The organism is Achromobacter sp. MYb9, assembly GCF_002975275.1.
Classification (GTDB): Bacteria; Pseudomonadota; Gammaproteobacteria; order Burkholderiales; family Burkholderiaceae_B; genus Achromobacter.
Map to the genome: position 1 here is coordinate 73,979 of NZ_PCOQ01000001.1, position 17,137 is coordinate 91,115.

Below are 17,137 nucleotides of genomic sequence, written 5' to 3' on the forward strand. Positions count from 1 at the left end.
AAAAACATCAAATTATTTTGGTGTACTGGCGGTCTTGCGCATTGCGTCCCTTTCCCGCCCCCATCATCGTGCTCGTCGCCGAACTCAAATCCTTCTACGCCGTGGCCCGCTGCGGCACCGTCACCAAAGCCGCCGCCCAGTTGGGCGTCAGCCAGCCCACGGTGACGGGGCAATTGCGCCAGCTGGAGTCGCGTTACGGCATCGAACTGTTCCACCGGCAAGGCCGCGGCATGCGCCTGTCCGACGCCGGCCACAACCTGATGCCCATGGTCGAGAAGCTGGTCCAGCAGGAAACCGAGATCGATTTCCGGCTGCGCGACGCCAGCGACCTGCGCGAAGGCAATCTGCGCATCGGCGCCACCGGCCCGTTCTACATCATGGACACGGTGCGCCGATACAACCAGCGTTATCCGGGCATCGACCTGACCGTCACGATCGGCAATTCGCAGTCAATGCTGCAAGCATTGCACGACTACCGCATCGAGATTGCCACGTCTTCCTTTCTGATGGATGACAAGCACCTGTACCGCCGGATGATTGCGGCCGACCCGATCCGTGTGGTGACGCATCGCGACCACCCTTTGGCGCGTCGCAGCCAGGTCCGCCTGGCCGATCTGGCCGACCACGCGGTGCTGCTGCGTGAGCCGGGCTCCATGACGCGACAGCTGACCGAGGACGCCCTGGCGGCGGCCGGGGTTGCCGTGCGGCGCACCCTGGAGATCGGCAGCCGCGAGTCGATTCGCCAAGCCATCCTGTGCGATTTGGGCATCAGCCTGATCCCCTCGCGTGAAATTCCATCGCACCCCGATCTGGCGGCCCTGGATATCCAGGGCGCGGACATCGTGATGAACGAATACCTGTACTGCCTGCGCGAGCGCCAACCGGTGCAACTGATCGCGCGCTTTCTGGAGATGGCGCCGGCAGCCGGCTGACCCGCCAGGGTCACTGCCCGCCTCTCCCCCCTTGCGGCCACTCAGGAGACAACCATGGCCTTGACCTTGCAAGATATCGAGCAGATTTTCCTGGAACGCGGACATCGTTCCTATCACGGCGAGTCCGTCAGCCATTTGCGGCATGCGCTGCAGACGGCGGCGCTGGCCGAACGCCATGGCGCCAATGCGCAACTGATTACCGCCTGCCTGCTGCACGACCTTGGCCATCTGATCGCCGACCAGCCAGGCACGCCCACGCTGCGCGGCATCGACGACAAGCACCAGTATTTCGTGCTGCCGTTCCTGCGCGGCCTGTTCAGTTCGGCCGTGCTGGACCCGATCAGGCTGCACGTGGAAGCCAAGCGCTACCTCTGCTATGTGGAGCCGCAATATGAAGCGTCGCTCTCCGAGGATTCAAAGCGCAGCCTGGCGTTGCAGGGGGGCAGTTTCGACGCAGGCCAGGCGGTGGATTTCGCCAGCATGCCCGGCGCGCCGGATGCGATTCGTCTAAGACGCTGGGACGATATGGCCAAGGTGCCGGGGCTGGCCACGCCGCCGCTGGACCACTTCCTGGAGATCGCGGAAAGCGTCTCGGGACGGGTCAAGCTTGCCGCGATCTGGTAGCGGCTGAAAGAAACACGCCGGCGAAAAAAAGCCAGGGCAACCGCCCTGGCCTACGATCGCCAGCCGCCCCGGCCGCCTCAGGCGCCCTTGGCCACCGGTCGCGACGGATCGCTGCACCACTCGCTCCACGAGCCCGGATACAGACGCGATCCCGTCAGGCCCGCGATCTCCATCGACAGCAGGTTGTGGCAGGCCGTGATGCCCGAGCCACACTGGTGCACGATGGCGGCCGGGTCGCGGCCACCGAGCAGGCCCGAGAACTCGGCGCGCAGTTGGTCGGCGCTCTTGAAGCGGCCGTCGGCTTGCAGGTTTTCGCCGTTGGGGCGGTTCAATGCGCCCGGGATGTGCCCCGCCACCGGGTCCATGGGCTCGACCTCGCCGCGGTAGCGGTCGGCGGCGCGCGCGTCGATCACGGTAAAGGACGGCTGGGCGATGTTGGCCAGCACGGCGTTGGCGTCCACGGCCCCCGCCAGGGACGGGCCCGGCTCCACGGGTTTTCCGGCCTGCACCGGGGCTGCGGCCTCGGTCGTGGTCGGGAGTCCGGCGGCCACCCAGGCCTGCCAGCCGCCGTCCAGCACGGCCACGCGGTCATGGCCCAACCAGCGCAGCATCCACCACAAGTGCGCGGCATACATGCCGCCGCTGGCGTCGTAAGCCACGACCAGCGTCTGCGGCGTCACGCCGTGCGCGGCCATCAGCGCGCCGAATTCGGCGCGCGCGGGCAAGGGATGGCGGCCGTTCTTGCCGGTGCGCGGCGCGGCCAGTTCGGTCTCGTGGTCCAGGTAGCGGGCGCCGGGGATGTGGCCGGCGTCATAGGCCTGGCGGCCGGCCGCATGGTTGGTCAGGTCGTGGCGCACGTCGAACACGCGCACATCGGGCGTATCCAGGCGCGCGGCCAGATCGGCGGCGGAAATCAGTGTCATCGTCATTCGTGTGCTCCGGGTCGAGAGGAACGCGGGTCAGGCCGGCTTGGGGTCGCGCATCGTGCGCCACACCGACAGCAGCCCCGCGGAAATGATCAAGCCCATGCCGGCCCAGGCCACGCCGTCCAGGTGGTCGCCCCAGAAGCCCATGCCCAGCAAGGCCGCGAAGATAATGGTGCTGTATTGCAGCGCCGCGGTCAGCAGCGCGGACCCCATGCCGAACGCCCGCGTCATGGCCAACTGGCCGAACATGCCGGCCACGCCGACGCCGAACAGCGATGCGTAGCCCTGCCAGTCGGCCTGGCCCCAGCCTTCGAACCACAGCCCGGCGACGCTGGACACGCAGACCGCCACGGAAAAGAACAGCACGGTGCGCCATTCGGGTTCGCCGATCCGGCCCAGTTGGCGGATCTGCATCATGGCGATCGCCGACATGGCGCCGGCGCCCATCCCCATCACCGCGGCCACCCACTGGTCGTCATTGATGCTGGGCCGCAGCACGGCGATCACGCCCAGGAAGCCCAGCGCCACCGCCACGATGCGCACCGGGTCGCGCTGCGCGCCGCCCCAGCCCAGCATCCAGCAGGCGATGAAAAGCGGCGCGGTGTAGTTCAGGCTGGTGGCCGTGGCCAGCGGCAGGTGCGAAATGGCGAAGAAGCCCAGCCACATCGACGTGACGCCGGACAGGTTGCGCCACAGATGCAGTTTCCAGCTGGTCGGAATGATGGATTGCCGGCCGGCGCGCGCCCACAGCAGCAAAAGGATCACCGAAGGCAGCCCGCGGAACAGCACGATCTGCGGGAGGGAGGCGCCGTGCTCGGTACCGAGCTTCACGAACGACCCCATGATGGCGAACATGGCGGACGCCAGCAACATCCAGAGAGCCTGCATTGGGGGTCTGCGCTAAGGGAAAAGTGGGGGAGGAATAGGGGAAAGCGATACTATACTCTTCGTCACCGGGAGCGGCGCCGGCGAGTCGGGGAACTGGCGGGCCGCCGCGATGTCGAACCCGGGTATTTCCCGCTCGCAGAGGAACACAAAAAACATGAAACGCATTGTCTTGTTCGTCATCACCAACCTGGCCGTCATGCTCGTGCTGTCGGCCACGCTGCGCATTCTGGGCGTAGACCGCTACATCACCGCCAACGGCCTGAACCTCAACGCCCTGCTGATTTTCTCGGTCGTCGTGGGCTTCACGGGCGCGATCATCTCGCTCCTGATCAGCAAGCCGATGGCCAAATGGAGCACCGGCGCACAAGTGCTGGATCCCAACGCCCCGCGCAACCAGCGCGAAGCCTGGCTGCTCGACACCGTGCACCAGTTGGCTGACCGCGCCGGCATCGGCCGCCCCGAAGTCGCCATCTATGACGGCGCCCCCAACGCGTTCGCCACCGGCGCGTTCAAGAACGACTCGCTGGTCGCCGTGTCGACGGGCCTGCTGGAAAGCATGAGCGAAGAGGAAGTCGCCGCCGTGCTGGCGCACGAAGTGGCCCACATCGCCAATGGCGACATGGTCACGTTGACGCTCATCCAGGGCGTGGTGAACACGTTCGTGGTGTTCCTGGCCCGCGTGGTTGGCTACTTCATCGACCGCGTCGTGTTCAAGAACGAACGCGGCATCGGCCCGGGCTACTACATCACCGTGCTGGTCTGTGAAATCATTTTCGGCGTCCTGGCGTCGATCATCGTGGCCTGGTTTTCGCGCCAGCGCGAATACCGCGCCGACGCCGGTTCGGCTCAGCTGATGGGCGCGCGTGAACCCATGATCCGCGCCCTGGCCCGTTTGGGCGGCCTGGAACCGGGCGACCTGCCCAAGTCGTTCGAAGCCTCGGGCATCACCGGCCGTGGCGGCCTGGCGGCCATGTTCGCCTCGCACCCGCCGATCCCGTCCCGCATCGCCGCGCTGCAGAATGCGCGTGTCGTCTAAAACCGGCTCGGGGCTCGCGCCCCAACGCTAGCGGCTGGCAGTAAAAAGCCCCTCCTCGGAGGGGCTTTCTCATGGGCAGCGCCCGGCAGCCATCAGCATTCGACGATGTTCACCGCCAGGCCGCCGCGCGCGGTTTCCTTGTACTTGGTCTTCATGTCGGCGCCGGTTTCGCGCATGGTCTTGATCACCGAGTCCAGCGACACGTAGTGCTGCCCATCGCCGCGCAGCGCCATCCGGGCAGCATTCACCGCCTTGATGGAGGCCATGGCGTTGCGTTCGATACAGGGAATCTGCACCAGACCGCCCACCGGATCGCACGTCAGTCCCAGGTTGTGTTCCATGCCGATCTCGGCGGCGTTCTCGACCTGCTCGACCGAGCCCCCCAAGGCGGCGGCCAGCCCGCCGGCCGCCATCGAACACGCCACGCCCACCTCGCCCTGACAGCCGACTTCGGCGCCCGACAGCGAGGCGTTGTACTTGTACAGCAGGCCCACCGCAGCGGCCGTCAGCAGGAATTCCCGCACGCCCTCGCGGTTGGAACCCGGCACGAAGCGGTCGTAATAGTGCAGGACGGCCGGAATGATGCCCGCCGCGCCGTTGGTCGGCGCCGTCACGACGCGGCCGCCCGCGGCGTTCTCTTCGTTGACCGCCATGGCGTAAAGGTTCACCCAGTCCATCACGGACAAGGGGTCGGACAGCGTGCGCTCGGCGCGCTGCGTCAGATTGCGATATAGCTCGGGGGCGCGCCGGCGCACCCGCAGCGGGCCGGGCAATTCGCCGTCGGCTTCCGGATAATTGATGCCACAGCCGCGCGCCACGCAGTCCTGCATGACCTGCCAGATGCGGTCCAGGCCGCTGCTGGTTTCCGAGGCGTCGCGCCACGTCAATTCGTTCTGCATCATCAGCTGCGCCACCGACAGCCCGCTTTCGCGGCACATGGCCAACAGCTCACGGCCCGAACGGAACGGGTACGGCAGCTGGTTGTGCGCGGCGATGACCTGGCTGTTCGAGGCGCCCGCCGTCACCACGAAGCCGCCGCCCACCGACAGGTAGCGCGATTCGCGCAACGACTCGCCGTTGGCGTCGAAGGCGTGGAATTTCATGCCGTTGGGGTGTTCGGCCATCGCCTCGCGGCGGTAGAACACCATGTGTTCCTTTTCGATGAAAGGAACCGGGTAGCGGCCCAGCAGCGGCAATTGGCGGCTGGCGCGCACCGAGGCGACCATGCCGACAATCGCGGCCGGGTCGACCGTATCGGGGGCTTCGCCCATCAGGCCCAGCAGCACGCCCTTGTCGGTGCCGTGCCCCTTGCCGGTGGCGCCAAGTGATCCGTAGAGCTCGGCGCGGACATGACCCACGCGCGGCATCAGGCCGTCACGTTCCAGGCCTTGCGCGAAAAGCAAGGCGGCCCGCATCGGGCCCACCGTATGGGAGCTAGACGGGCCAATGCCTATCTTGAACAGATCGAATACGGAAACGGCCACGCAAAACTCCAGTACATCAAAGAATAGTCAGGCAATGATACGCGTAGCCACCGCCATACGCAGCAAAGCCCCGCCGGGCGTATGCTGTATCAGGCCCCCGGGTTTCCCCGGCAGGTCAGGCATGCGATCATTACAGAATTATTTCATGTCATAAAAAGAAGGGAACACCCCTGGATGTCTGGACTTATTACCCTGCTTGACTTCGCCGGCTATGTCGCCTTGCTCCTTTGGGGCGTGCACATGGTGCAAACCGGCGTCCAGCGCGCTTTCGGCGCGGCCTTGGGCGCGGCGCTGGGCAAGGCCTTGGGCACGCGTCTGCGGGCCTTCGCTGCCGGTCTGGGCATTACCGCCGCCTTGCAAAGCAGCACGGCCACCGGCCTGATGATCACCGGCTTTGCCGCCGGTGGGGTCGTGGGCCTGGTGCCCGCCCTGGCCGCCATGCTGGGGGCCAATGTCGGCACCACGCTGATCGTCCAGTTGCTGTCCTTCGACCTGACCTCGCTCGCCCCGATCCTGATCCTGGCGGGCGTCTGGATGTTCCGCCGCTATCCGCCCGGCCGCACGCGCGACCTGGGCCGGGTGTTCATCGGCCTGGGGCTGTTGCTGCTCTCTTTGCACCAGTTGGTCGAACTGTTCGAACCCTTCCAGACCGCCCCCATGCTGGGCATGATCCTGGATGCCCTGGCCACCCAGCCAGTGGCCGCGGTGCTGCTGTCAGCCGCCTTCACCTGGGCCGCGCACTCCAGCGTGGCGGTGGTGGTGCTGGTGATGTCGCTGGCCAGCCACCATATGGTTGCGCCCCATGTGGCCTTCGCGCTGGTGCTGGGCGCCAACCTGGGCACGGCCATCAATCCGATGATCGAAGGCGTGACGGGCGACGACCCCGCCGCGCGCCGGCTGCCGTTGGGCAACCTGTTGACCCGGGTACTGGGCGTGCTGGCCGGTTTGTTGCTGCTGCCGGTGCTGCAGCCGCTGATGAGCGGCATGGCCAGCGACCCGGCCCGCGCCGTCGCCAACTTCCACACGCTGTTCAATGCGGTGATCGCCCTGGTGTTCCTGCCGCTCTTGACCCCCTACGCCGCCCTGCTCACCCGCTGGCTGCCCAAGCGCGCCGATCCCAACGACCCGTCCCGCCCCCAATACCTGGACGAATGGGCGCACGACGTGCCGGCCGTGGCGCTGGGCAATGCGGCCCGCGAAGCCCTGCGCATGGCCGACATGGTGCAGACGCTGCTGCTGTACGCCCGCGCCGGATTCAAGCGCGACAACCGGCACCGGATGGTGCAGGCGCGCCAGCTGGACGCCGCGCTGGACAAGCTTGAAAACGCCATCACGACCTATCTGGCCACGCTGGACCAGGAAAACATGACCCGCGACGATGTCCAGCGCATGGATGACATCCTGGCCTTCACCAGCAATATCGGCCATGCCGGCGACATCGCCCATCACGGCCTGCTGAGCCACATCGCCAAGCTGCGCAAGCAGGGCTGGACCTTCTCGCCCGAGCAGCGCGCCAGCCTGGACGACACCCTGGGCCAGTTGATCGCCAACGAACGCCAGGCGGCCGCGCTTTTCGTCAACGACGACCTGCGCCAGGCCCGCGCCCTGGCCGGCGAGAAGAACCGCTTCCGCACGATCGAAACCCAGGCTTCGGACACGCACTTGCAGAAGATCAAGGCGGGCCAGGTCGACGCCGCCGAAGTCGGCTCGCTCTACCTGGACATCCTGCGGGACATGAAGGGAATCAACTCACATCTGGTGGGCGCGGCGGCTTATCCGCTACTGGCCCGCCACGGCGAGTTGCTGCCCAGCCGACTGCGAGAGGCCGGAAACTAGAATCCGGGCGCATGCCTACTTTGCGCGATGCCCCGTCCTACGGTCGCACGCCTACAGATATCGCTGGAACCATTCCAGCATCCGCTTCCAGCCGTCTTTCGCGGCCTCGGGCTTGTAGCTGGCCCGGTAGTCCGCCATGAAGGCGTGGTCGGCGTCGGGGTACACCACGAATTCCGACTGTTTGGCGGCGGCATTGCCGTTGGCCAGTTTGGTCTTCATCGTATCGATGTCGGCCAACGGGATGCTGGCGTCCTGGGCGCCGTACAGCCCAAGCACCGGGCCGTGCAGCTCATCGACCACATCGAAAGCGACGCGTTTGATCAGCGGGCCGTGGCCGGTGCTGAGCTTGCCGTACCACGCCACGGCGGCACGCACGTCGGGATTGTGCGCGGCGTACATCCACGTCAGGCGCCCACCCCAGCAAAATCCCGTGACCGCCACGCGGCGGGCGTCGCCGCCGTTTTGGGCGGCCCAGGCCACGCTGGCATCCAGGTCGGCGAACACCTGCTCGTCAGGCACCTTGCTGACCAGCTCGGCGATGAGCTTCGGGATGTCGGTATAGACCGACGCGTCGCCCTGTCGCTCGTACAGGTTGGCGGCCACGGCCAGGTAGCCGGCCTTGGCGACGCGGCGGCAGATGTCCTTGATGTGCTCGTGCACGCCGAAGATCTCCTGCACGACCAGCACGATGGGCAGGTCGCGGCGGCCTTCGGGCGCGGCGTAGTAGGCGGCGATGGAGCCATCGGCCACGGGTAGCTTGAAATCCCCGTGGACGAGGCCCTGCGTGTCCGTATGGATGACGGTGGGCGCGACGTTGCCGGCGGCGGCGGAAAAACTCATGGAGTACTCCTGTGTAGGGATCAACGACACCGGGTCTCCCGTTTCGCGCGCGTCCTGCCTAGTGCGCCGGGTGAACGTGCTCCGCATGGGGCGTGCCGGGGCCAGGATCGGCCACGTGCTCGTGCCCATGGTGCATCAGGGTCGTCACGCTGTAGATCAGCGCCACGCCCACGCCCACCAGCAGCAACTGCGGGACGGCATCCGAAAGGGATACCCGTTCGTGCATCTGCGGCATCAGGTCGGCCACCGAAATGTAAAGGAAGCTGCTGGCGGCAATCACCAGCACATAGGGCACCCAGCCCTGCGCTTGCTGAAGCACGAAGTACCCTATTATGCCGCCCACGGCTGAACACAAGCTGGTGAACAGGATCAGGAAAAACGCCCGGCGGCGCGCCAGCCCCGCATTGAGCAGCACGACGAAATCGCTGAGCTTGTGCGGCACTTCGTGCACGATGATCGAGGCGGCCGTCAACACGCCCAGCAGCGGATCCGTCAGGAAGGCCGCCGCCACCAGTACGCCATCGCACAAGTTGTGCAGCGAACTGCCGATCAGGATCAACACCCCGCCCCGCCCCGCTTCGTGGTGGTCGTGGCCCTTGTGATGGTGGTGGCCGTCGCCCTCATGGTGATGGCTATGGCGCAACAGCGCGATCTTCTCCAGCACGAAGAAACCGATCAGCGACGCCAGCATCAACCCGAAGAGCGTATGGGCGTCGCTTACCCCGCCCTCGAAGGCTTCGGGCAGCAAATGCAGCAGCGCCACCGACAACAGCACGCCCACCGACAGGCTCACCATGTGATGCAGGTATTGGGCGAACACCTTGTAGGCCAGCCAGCTGGCGACAAGGACGGCGATAAGACCACCGGTGACAGTGGCAAGCAGGACCCAGAGCAGCAACATTTTGGGGACGCAATATAGGCGGGGGAAGCGCAACATTATATTGTTGCAATCCCAAAATCGGAAATGGGCCGCCCAAGGGCGGCCCACCTGTGTTCAGAGACCGGGCGCCGGGCTTAGTGCGCCTGTTCCCAGTTCTTGCCCATGCCCACCTCGGCCACCAGCGGCACGCGCAACTCGGCAACATTGCACATCAGGCGCGGCAGTGCTTCCTTGACCCGCTCGATCTCGGCGTCCGGCGCTTCCAGCACCAGTTCGTCGTGCACTTGCATGATCATGCGCGTCTGCAGCTTTTCGGCTTCCAGCCAATCTTGCACGGCCACCATGGCCATCTTGATAAGGTCGGCAGCCGTGCCCTGCATGGGCGCATTGATGGCCGCCCGCTCGGCGCCCTGCCGGCGCGGGCCCGAGGCGCCGCGGATTTCCGGCAATTGCAGGCGGCGCCCGAACACCGTTTCCACGTAGCCCTGCTCGCGCGCCAGCCGGCGCGTATTTTCCATGTACATCGCCACGCCGGGATAGCGGGCGAAATAGCGGTCGATATACGCCTGCGCCGCGTCACGCGTGATACCCAGGTTGGACGCCAGGCCAAACACGCCCATGCCGTAGATCAGGCCGAAGTTGATTGCCTTGGCGGCGCGGCGCTGCTCGGTCGACACGTCCGCCAGCGGCACGCCGAACACCTCGGACGCCGTGGCACGGTGGATGTCCTCGCCGGCGGCGAAGGCGCGCTGCAGATTGGCGTCGTCGGAGACGTGCGCCATGATGCGCAGCTCGATCTGCGAATAGTCGGCCGACAGCAGCAAGCCCTGTTCGGCGATGAAGGCCTCGCGCACGCGGCGACCGGCCTCGGTGCGGACCGGGATGTTCTGCAGATTGGGATCGGACGAGGCCAGGCGACCCGTGATCACCGCCGCCTGCGCATAGCGCGTGTGCACGCGCCCCGTGTCCGGGTTGATCATGCGCGGCAGCTTGTCCGTGTAGGTCGACTTCAGCTTGGACAGGCCCCGGTATTCCAGCAGCACCTGCGGCAGCGGATAGTCCAGCGCCAGCTTGGTCAGCACGTCTTCGTCCGTGGACGGCGCGCCGCCCGCAGTCTTGCGGACCACCGGCAACTGCATGCGGTCGAACAGGATTTCACCCAATTGCTTGGGGGAATTCAGATTGAAGGGCTGGCCGGCCAGCTCATAGGCCTTTTGCTCCAGGCGCAACATTTCCTGGCCCAGCTTGTGACTTTGGCGGCCCAGTTCGGCGGCATCCACCTTCACACCGTTGCGCTCGATGGTGGTCAGCACCGCCGACACCCGGATCTCAAGCTGGTAGACGCGGTTCAGCCCTTCGTCGGCCGCCACCATCGGGCGCAGCACCTGATGCAGCTGCAAGGTGAAATCTGCGTCCTCGGCGGCATAGTGGCCGGCCTTGTCGACCGCCACTTCGTCAAAGCCGATCTGCTTGGCGCCCTTGCCGCACAGGTCCTCGTAGGACACGCCGCTGCGGCCCAGATAGCGCTGGGCCAGATCGTTCAAACCCACGCCGCGATGGGATTCCAGCACATACGCTTCAAGCATCGTGTCTTCGGCAATGCCCGCCAGCCGGATGCCTTCATTCGCGAACACATGGGCGTCGTACTTGGCGTGATGCAGCAGCTTGGCGCGCGAGGCGTCTTCAAGCCACGGCTTCAGGCGCGCCAGTACCTCGGCCTTGGGCAACTGGGTCGCGCCGTCGGGGCCGCGATGCGCCACGGGGATGTAGCAGGCCACGCCCGGCTCCACCGCCAGCGACAGGCCGACAAGCTTGGCCTGCATCTGGTCCAGCGACGTGGTCTCGGTATCCAGCGCCACCAGGGATGCGCCCTGCAGCTTTTCCAGCCAGGCGTCGAATTCCGCCCAGTCGGAAATGATGCGGTAATCCAGTTCGGCGGGGGCCGCGGGCACGTCCGCCGCGATGCGCGCATCGCCGGTCGGCACGCGCTCGGCGTCGCCGGTCAGATCGCGCAGCCACGTGCGGAACCCGTAGCGTTCGTACAGTTCGGTCAGCGTGGCGTCGTCGCGTTCCCGCGGCGTCAGGTCATCCACGCTTTCCACATGGCCGGTCAGGTCGCAGTCGTACTTCACGGTCAGCAACTGGCGCGTCAGCGGGAAGTTCGGGATGGCCTCGCGCAGGTTGCTGCCCGCCACGCCCTTGATGCCTTCGGCACCTTCGACCAGCTTGTCGATGGACCCGAATTCCGTCAGCCACTTGACCGCGGTCTTGGGGCCGACCTTGGTGACGCCCGGCACGTTGTCCACCGTGTCGCCCACCAGCATCAGATAGTCGACGATGCGGTCCGGCGGCACGCCGAATTTGTTGACCACGCCGGGTTCGTCAAGCACTTCGCCGGTCATGGTGTTGACCAGGGTGACGTGGCTGTTGACCAGTTGCGCCAGGTCCTTGTCGCCGGTGGAGACGATGGTGTGCACGTCGTGTTCGGCCGCGCGCTTGGCCAAGGTGCCGATCACGTCGTCCGCTTCGACGCCCTCGATGGCCAGCACCGGCCAGCCCAGCGCGCGCACGGCGCGGTGGATGGGTTCGATCTGCGCGGCCAGGTCTTCCGGCATGGGCGGACGGTGCGACTTGTACTCGGGATACAAATCGTCCCGAAAGGTCTTGCCACGGGCATCGAAAATACATGCGGCATACTCTGCCTTGTGGTCAGATACAAGCTTGCGCAACATGTTCACCACGCCATAGAGCGCACCCGTAGGTTCGCCTTGCGCATTGCGCAAATCAGGCATAGCGTGGAAAGCACGGTACAAGTAACTTGAACCGTCGACCAGTAATAAGGTTTTTTTCATGGTTACAAAGGCAGATATGGCAATAACTGCGGAAACACCCGCCAACAAACAAATTCCGCTGATTATGTCAGAGATACGGACGGCGGCAGACAAGCTCGCGAACATCGGGCCCGCAGTCAGCGTCTTCGGCAGTGCACGAGTCAGTCGCAATTCCCCCCACTATGAAACCACCATCGCCATATCGGCCGCCCTTGCTGGCGCCGGTTTCGCGGTCATCGCCGGGGGCGGCCCCGGCATCATGGAGGCAGCCAATAAAGGCGCATTCGAAGCGGGCGGCACCAGCATCGGGTTGAACATCAGCCTGCCGCACGAAGCGCACAATAACGAATACCAGACCATCAGCCTGTCGTTCGAGTATTTCTTTTCGCGCAAGGCCACGTTCTTCATGCACAGCTTCGCCTACGTGGCGATGCCGGGCGGCTTCGGCACCCTGGACGAGCTCTTCGAAGCGTTGACGCTGATCCAGACGGGCAAGGTCCCGCCCGCGCCCATCGTGCTGGTGGGCAGCGAATACTGGTCCGGCCTGGTGGAATGGTTGGGCGGCCAAGTGCTGGGCAACGGCATGATTGGCGCGCACGACCTGGACCTTTTCATCATCGAGGACGATCCCGTCAAGGTGGTGCGCCGCGTGGTCGAGTTCCACGAAAAGATCAGCTCGGACGCGCAGTACGCGCCTTCCTTGCCGGCCTGATCTTTCGCCGGCCCCATGAAAAATGCCCCTACGGGGCATTTTTTACTTCCGGAATGGTTGCGCGGCTGACGCGATCGTCAGCGCATCGCGCGAACGATGGCGTCGCGCGCCAACCCCATGAATTCGCTTTCGCCGGGCCGGGCGGGCAACAGGCGGAATTCCACCATCGGCAACGCCGGCAAGCCCGGGGCATGCAGCCGCGCGACGCCTGGGGCCAACGCCGATTCGTTCAGGCAGGCCACGCCCAATCCCGCCGAAATGGCCAACTGCAATCCCGCCACGCCCGAGGCCACGTGCGCCACCGAGTACGGCACGCCGCGGCGCGACAGCAGCCGCTCGACGTACTGCCGCAAGGCGCATGTTTCCGGCAGCACCAGCAACGCCAAGGGCTCGCCGGCCGGCGCGGCCGCGCCCTCCGCCCCCATCCATAGCAAGGATTCGCGGCGCAGCAATTCTCCTTGCGCCCGCGCGCGGGGCGCGCCGCGCTCCTGGATCGACATCGATATGCCCACGTCGATCTCGCCGCGTTCATAAGCGGCCTCGATGGCGCCGCTCTTCATGATCGTCACATGCAGGCGCACCTGCGGATACTGCTCGTTCAGGCGCCGCAGCATGCGCGCCACATCGCCCGGGCGGAAATAGTCCGTGATGCACAGCCGAAGCTCGCCCCGCAGCGACACGCCCCGCAGGTCACGGTACGCTTCGTCGCTCAACGCCAGGATGGCGCGCGCATGGGCCAACAGGCGTTCGCCGGCGGGCGTCGCCGTCACCCCCGCTTTACCGCGCACCAGCAACGGCTGGCCCGCGCGATCTTCCAATTTGCGCATTTGTTCGCTAACGGAAGATTGCGACAGGAATACCTTTGGCGCCGCCGCCGTCAGGCTGCCGGACTCCAGCACGGCAACCAGCGTGCGCAACTGGTCCAGATCAAATCCCGACATGGGCCCATCCAACGGATTAAACGATGGATAGAATCGTAATTTCCCGCTTTTCCGATGTCAACTGGGCTCCTAAACTGCCTTCACACCTACCCGCTCAGGAGCTTCTCATGCCTCACATCGTCGTTCACCTCTCCGGCGCCTCCAATGCTGCCATCAACCGCCGCGTCGTCGACGCCGTCGCCGGGTTGACCCAATCCGTGCTGGGCAAACAGCTGCCGGTCATCGCCATCACGCTGCAGCACATCCCGCATGACCTGTGGTTCATCGGCGGCCGTCCGCTGTCGGAACTGGGCAAGAATGCCTTCCACCTGGACATCAGCGTCACCGACGAGACCAACACCAAGGCCGAGAAAGCGCGCTTCATCAAAGAGATCTACGCGTCATTCCAGGAAATCCTGGGCGAGCTGCATGAATGCTCATACGTCCACGTGATCGACGCGCGAGCGGCCGCCTATGGCTACGGCGGCGCCACGCAGGAATACCGGCACCAACAGAACGGCGTGTAGCGCCCCGGACCGCGAACGAAAAAAAGCCGCGCACCCGAAGGTGCGCGGCTTTTTCGCATACTGCCGAAACGCAAGGGGCGTTGCCCCCGGTCCGCTTAGACGGCGGCGTCGCGCGCAGCGCGCTTGCGTTCGTTTTCCAGCAGGTAGCGCTTGCGCAGACGGATCGACTTCGGCGTGATTTCCACGAGTTCGTCGTCGTCGATGAATTCCACGGCATATTCCAGCGACATCTGGATCGGCGGAACCAGGCGCACGGCTTCGTCGGTGCCCGAGGCGCGCACGTTGGTCAGCTGCTTGCCCTTGATCGGGTTCACGACCAGGTCGTTGTCGCGGCTGTGAATGCCGATGATCATGCCTTCGTACAGCGCATCGCCCGGGCTCACGAACATGCGGCCGCGGTCCTGCAGCTTCCACAGAGCGTAGGCCACGGCGTCGCCATGGTCCTGGCTGATCAGCACGCCGTTGCGGCGCTCGCCGATCGAACCTTCCTTGACCGGGGCGTACTCATGGAAAATGTGGCTCATCAAGCCCGTGCCGCGCGTCAGCGTCAGGAACTCGTTCTGGAAGCCGATCAGGCCACGTGCCGGAATCAGGTATTCCAGGCGGGTGCGGCCACGGCCGTCCGGCTGCATGTCCTGCAGGTCGCCCTTGCGGCGGCCCAGTTCTTCCATCACGCCGCCCTGGTGGGCGTCTTCGACGTCGACCGTCAGCGATTCAAACGGCTCGCACTTCACGCCGTCGATGTCCTTGAACACCACGCGCGGGCGCGACACGGCCAGCTCGTAGCCTTCGCGGCGCATCGTTTCCAGCAGAATCGTCAGGTGCAGTTCGCCACGGCCCGACACTTCGAACACCGTGTCATCGCCCGTGTCGCGCACACGCAGCGCCACGTTGGACTTCAGTTCGCGGTCCAGGCGGTCGCGCACTTGGCGGCTGGTCACGAACTTGCCTTCGCGGCCGGCCAGCGGCGACGTGTTCACCATGAAGTTCATGGTCAGCGTCGGCTCGTCGATGCGCAGCATCGGCAAGGCTTCCTGCGCCGTCACGTCGGTGACGGTGCAGCCGATGCCCAGTTCTTCAATACCGTTGATCAGCACGATGTCGCCAGCTTCGGCTTCATCCACCACGACGCGTTCCAGGCCATGGAACTTCAGCACCTGGTTGATGCGGCCGCGGCCGCCCTGGCCTTCAGGACCAAACTTGTAAGCCACTTCCATGCCGGGGCGCATACGGCCACGATTGATGCGGCCCACGCCGATCTTGCCGACGTAGCTGTTGTAGTCCAGCGAGATGATCTGCATCTGCAGCGGACCGTTGGGATCGTCGTCGCGCTGCGGCACGTGCTGCAGAATGGCTTCGAACAACGGGCGCATATTGCCTTCGCGCACATCCGGGGTCAGGCCGGCGTAGCCCGACAGGCCCGAGGCGTACACCACCGGGAAGTCAAGCTGCTCTTCCGTCGCGCCCAGCTTGTCGAACAGGTCGAACGTGGCGTTGATGACGAAGTCGGTGCGAGCGCCCGGACGGTCGACCTTGTTGACCACGACGATCGGCTTCAGGCCCAGGGCCAGCGCCTTGCGGGTCACGAAAATGGTCTGCGGCATCGGGCCTTCAACGGCGTCAACCAGCAGCAGCACGCCGTCGACCATGGACAGCACGCGTTCGACTTCACCACCGAAGTCAGCGTGACCCGGGGTGTCGACGATGTTGATGTGCGTGCCTTCGTATTCAACGGCACAGTTCTTGGCCAGAATCGTGATGCCGCGTTCTTTTTCCAGATCGTTCGAGTCCATGACCCGTTCGGTCAGCGCCTGGTTTTCGCGGAAGGTGCCGGATTGGCGCAGCAGCTGGTCGACCAGGGTTGTTTTACCGTGGTCCACGTGGGCGATGATGGCGACGTTGCGCAAGGCGCGAGTCATAGCGAGTCCTTTAAGGTCAGGGTGGAGGGCAGCAAGCCCTCCGGCAATTCGTTCAGTGCAAGCAATGCCTGCTTGGGGTCTGGCATGGCCTGCAAGGCTTCCAGCTCAACGGCGCGTTCCAGAGAAAATGGCCCGACATGCGTGCGCCGCAGCGCCGTCAGGTGGGCGAAACAGCCCAGCACGCGCCCGATGTCCTGGGCCAGTGTTCGGATGTATGTGCCTTTACTGCAAGCCACATCGATCTCTGCCTGCGTTCCCGAAAGGGACAACAGCTCGATGCGGTGAATCGTGATCTGGCGCGGGGCCCGTTCCAGCTCGATGCCGGCGCGCGCGTACTCGTACAACGGTTTGCCATCGCGCTTGAGCGCGGAGTACATCGGCGGAATCTGCTCGATCGTGCCCGAGAAACGTGACAGCGCGTCGCGCAGCGCCTGTTCGTCAACCGTAAAGCCCGGTTCGGCGGTGGACACGACGTTGCCGGTCAGGTCGCCAGAATCGGTTTCGCTGCCAAATTGCAGCGTAGCGCGATACGCCTTGTCAGCGTTGAGCATCGCGCCGGAAATCTTGGTCGCGCGTCCCATGCAGCACACCAGCAAGCCGGTGGCGAAGGGGTCCAACGTGCCCGTGTGACCGGCTTTCGCCGCATCCATGGCACGTTTGGCGCGTTGTAAGGCGTGGTTGCTCGACAAACCTACGGGTTTGTCGAGCAACAGCACACCGTCGAGCAAAAGCCCGCGTCGTTTAGCCATCGTCGGAATCCGTGTTTAGAGCAGTGACGACAG

The 17,137-nt window shown here is 65.2% G+C and carries 15 protein-coding genes; 6 read left to right on the forward strand and 9 right to left on the reverse strand.

The window, feature by feature from the left end:
• Positions 1 to 68: 68 nt before the first annotated feature.
• Positions 69 to 932, forward strand: a complete 864-nt coding sequence (locus CQ050_RS00385) for a LysR family transcriptional regulator (RefSeq protein ID WP_105555539.1) — start codon at positions 69 to 71, stop codon at positions 930 to 932.
• Between the two features lie 54 nt (positions 933 to 986).
• Positions 987 to 1,556: a phosphonate degradation HD-domain oxygenase gene (locus CQ050_RS00390; RefSeq protein WP_105554905.1), complete on the forward strand. Its 570-nt coding sequence runs from the start codon at positions 987 to 989 to the stop codon at positions 1,554 to 1,556.
• A gap of 77 nt (positions 1,557 to 1,633) precedes the next feature.
• On the opposite strand, the gene CQ050_RS00395 is transcribed toward CQ050_RS00390, so the two are convergent.
• Together CQ050_RS00395 and CQ050_RS00400 are read right to left on the reverse strand one after the other, a co-directional pair.
• Positions 1,634 to 2,485, reverse strand: a complete 852-nt coding sequence (locus CQ050_RS00395) for a sulfurtransferase (protein ID WP_105554906.1) — start codon at positions 2,483 to 2,485, stop codon at positions 1,634 to 1,636.
• A 30-nt stretch (positions 2,486 to 2,515) separates the two neighbouring features.
• Positions 2,516 to 3,370 (reverse strand): DMT family transporter, encoded by an 855-nt coding sequence (locus CQ050_RS00400; RefSeq protein ID WP_035213204.1) that lies wholly within the window; start codon positions 3,368 to 3,370, stop codon positions 2,516 to 2,518.
• A gap of 154 nt (positions 3,371 to 3,524) precedes the next feature.
• Here CQ050_RS00400 and htpX point away from each other — a divergent pair, with 154 nt between their 5' ends.
• Positions 3,525 to 4,406, forward strand: a complete 882-nt coding sequence (gene htpX / locus CQ050_RS00405) for a protease HtpX (protein ID WP_105554907.1) — start codon at positions 3,525 to 3,527, stop codon at positions 4,404 to 4,406.
• A 92-nt stretch (positions 4,407 to 4,498) separates the two neighbouring features.
• Here htpX and CQ050_RS00410 read toward each other — a convergent pair whose 3' ends face one another.
• Positions 4,499 to 5,890 carry an L-serine ammonia-lyase gene (locus tag CQ050_RS00410; protein WP_105554908.1) on the reverse strand — a complete coding sequence of 464 codons (1,392 nt, stop codon included), beginning with the start codon at positions 5,888 to 5,890 and terminating at the stop codon, positions 4,499 to 4,501.
• Positions 5,891 to 6,064: 174 nt separating this feature from the next.
• Between CQ050_RS00410 and CQ050_RS00415 the strand changes: the two genes are divergently transcribed.
• A complete protein-coding gene (locus CQ050_RS00415; RefSeq protein WP_105554909.1) occupies positions 6,065 to 7,726 on the forward strand; it encodes a Na/Pi cotransporter family protein in 1,662 nt (553 codons plus the stop codon).
• Positions 7,727 to 7,777: 51 nt separating this feature from the next.
• Here the strand turns inward: CQ050_RS00415 and CQ050_RS00420 are convergent, their stop codons facing one another.
• From CQ050_RS00420 to polA, 3 genes are all read right to left on the reverse strand, one after another.
• Positions 7,778 to 8,566: a dienelactone hydrolase family protein gene (locus tag CQ050_RS00420; protein ID WP_105554910.1), complete on the reverse strand. Its 789-nt coding sequence runs from the start codon at positions 8,564 to 8,566 to the stop codon at positions 7,778 to 7,780.
• Positions 8,567 to 8,624: 58 nt separating this feature from the next.
• A complete protein-coding gene (locus tag CQ050_RS00425) occupies positions 8,625 to 9,467 on the reverse strand; it encodes a ZIP family metal transporter (protein ID WP_105554911.1) in 843 nt (280 codons plus the stop codon).
• A gap of 113 nt (positions 9,468 to 9,580) precedes the next feature.
• On the reverse strand, positions 9,581 to 12,298 hold the full coding sequence (gene polA, locus CQ050_RS00430) for a DNA polymerase I (protein WP_105554912.1): 2,718 nt from the start codon (positions 12,296 to 12,298) through the stop codon (positions 9,581 to 9,583).
• A gap of 64 nt (positions 12,299 to 12,362) precedes the next feature.
• On the opposite strand from polA, the gene CQ050_RS00435 reads away from it, so the two are divergent.
• Positions 12,363 to 12,989 carry a TIGR00730 family Rossman fold protein gene (locus CQ050_RS00435; protein ID WP_105554913.1) on the forward strand — a complete coding sequence of 209 codons (627 nt, stop codon included), beginning with the start codon at positions 12,363 to 12,365 and terminating at the stop codon, positions 12,987 to 12,989.
• A 77-nt stretch (positions 12,990 to 13,066) separates the two neighbouring features.
• Here the strand turns inward: CQ050_RS00435 and CQ050_RS00440 are convergent, their stop codons facing one another.
• Positions 13,067 to 13,930 (reverse strand): LysR family transcriptional regulator, encoded by an 864-nt coding sequence (locus CQ050_RS00440; protein ID WP_105555540.1) that lies wholly within the window; start codon positions 13,928 to 13,930, stop codon positions 13,067 to 13,069.
• 107 nt (positions 13,931 to 14,037) lie between these two features.
• On the opposite strand from CQ050_RS00440, the gene CQ050_RS00445 reads away from it, so the two are divergent.
• Positions 14,038 to 14,436: a 4-oxalocrotonate tautomerase gene (locus CQ050_RS00445; RefSeq protein ID WP_105554914.1), complete on the forward strand. Its 399-nt coding sequence runs from the start codon at positions 14,038 to 14,040 to the stop codon at positions 14,434 to 14,436.
• A gap of 95 nt (positions 14,437 to 14,531) precedes the next feature.
• Here the strand turns inward: CQ050_RS00445 and typA are convergent, their stop codons facing one another.
• Positions 14,532 to 16,355, reverse strand: a complete 1,824-nt coding sequence (gene typA, locus CQ050_RS00450) for a translational GTPase TypA (protein ID WP_105554915.1) — start codon at positions 16,353 to 16,355, stop codon at positions 14,532 to 14,534.
• Positions 16,352 to 17,104 carry a tRNA pseudouridine(55) synthase TruB gene (truB, locus tag CQ050_RS00455; protein WP_006218274.1) on the reverse strand — a complete coding sequence of 251 codons (753 nt, stop codon included), beginning with the start codon at positions 17,102 to 17,104 and terminating at the stop codon, positions 16,352 to 16,354. The genes typA and truB overlap by 4 nt, the downstream gene beginning before the upstream one ends.
• Positions 17,105 to 17,137: the final 33 nt, after the last annotated feature.

Coding starts and splice junctions, on each gene's coding strand:
- CQ050_RS00390 (WP_105554905.1), top strand. CDS start 987: ATGGCCTTGACCTTGCAAGATATCGAGCAGATTTTCCTGGAACGCGGA.
- CQ050_RS00395 (WP_105554906.1), bottom strand. CDS start 2,485: ATGACGATGACACTGATTTCCGCCGCCGATCTGGCCGCGCGCCTGGAT.
- CQ050_RS00400 (WP_035213204.1), bottom strand. CDS start 3,370: ATGCAGGCTCTCTGGATGTTGCTGGCGTCCGCCATGTTCGCCATCATG.
- htpX (WP_105554907.1), top strand. CDS start 3,525: ATGAAACGCATTGTCTTGTTCGTCATCACCAACCTGGCCGTCATGCTC.
- CQ050_RS00415 (WP_105554909.1), top strand. CDS start 6,065: ATGTCTGGACTTATTACCCTGCTTGACTTCGCCGGCTATGTCGCCTTG.
- CQ050_RS00420 (WP_105554910.1), bottom strand. CDS start 8,566: ATGAGTTTTTCCGCCGCCGCCGGCAACGTCGCGCCCACCGTCATCCAT.
- CQ050_RS00425 (WP_105554911.1), bottom strand. CDS start 9,467: ATGTTGCTGCTCTGGGTCCTGCTTGCCACTGTCACCGGTGGTCTTATC.
- polA (WP_105554912.1), bottom strand. CDS start 12,298: ATGAAAAAAACCTTATTACTGGTCGACGGTTCAAGTTACTTGTACCGT.
- CQ050_RS00435 (WP_105554913.1), top strand. CDS start 12,363: ATGTCAGAGATACGGACGGCGGCAGACAAGCTCGCGAACATCGGGCCC.
- CQ050_RS00440 (WP_105555540.1), bottom strand. CDS start 13,930: ATGTCGGGATTTGATCTGGACCAGTTGCGCACGCTGGTTGCCGTGCTG.
- CQ050_RS00445 (WP_105554914.1), top strand. CDS start 14,038: ATGCCTCACATCGTCGTTCACCTCTCCGGCGCCTCCAATGCTGCCATC.
- typA (WP_105554915.1), bottom strand. CDS start 16,355: ATGACTCGCGCCTTGCGCAACGTCGCCATCATCGCCCACGTGGACCAC.
- truB (WP_006218274.1), bottom strand. CDS start 17,104: ATGGCTAAACGACGCGGGCTTTTGCTCGACGGTGTGCTGTTGCTCGAC.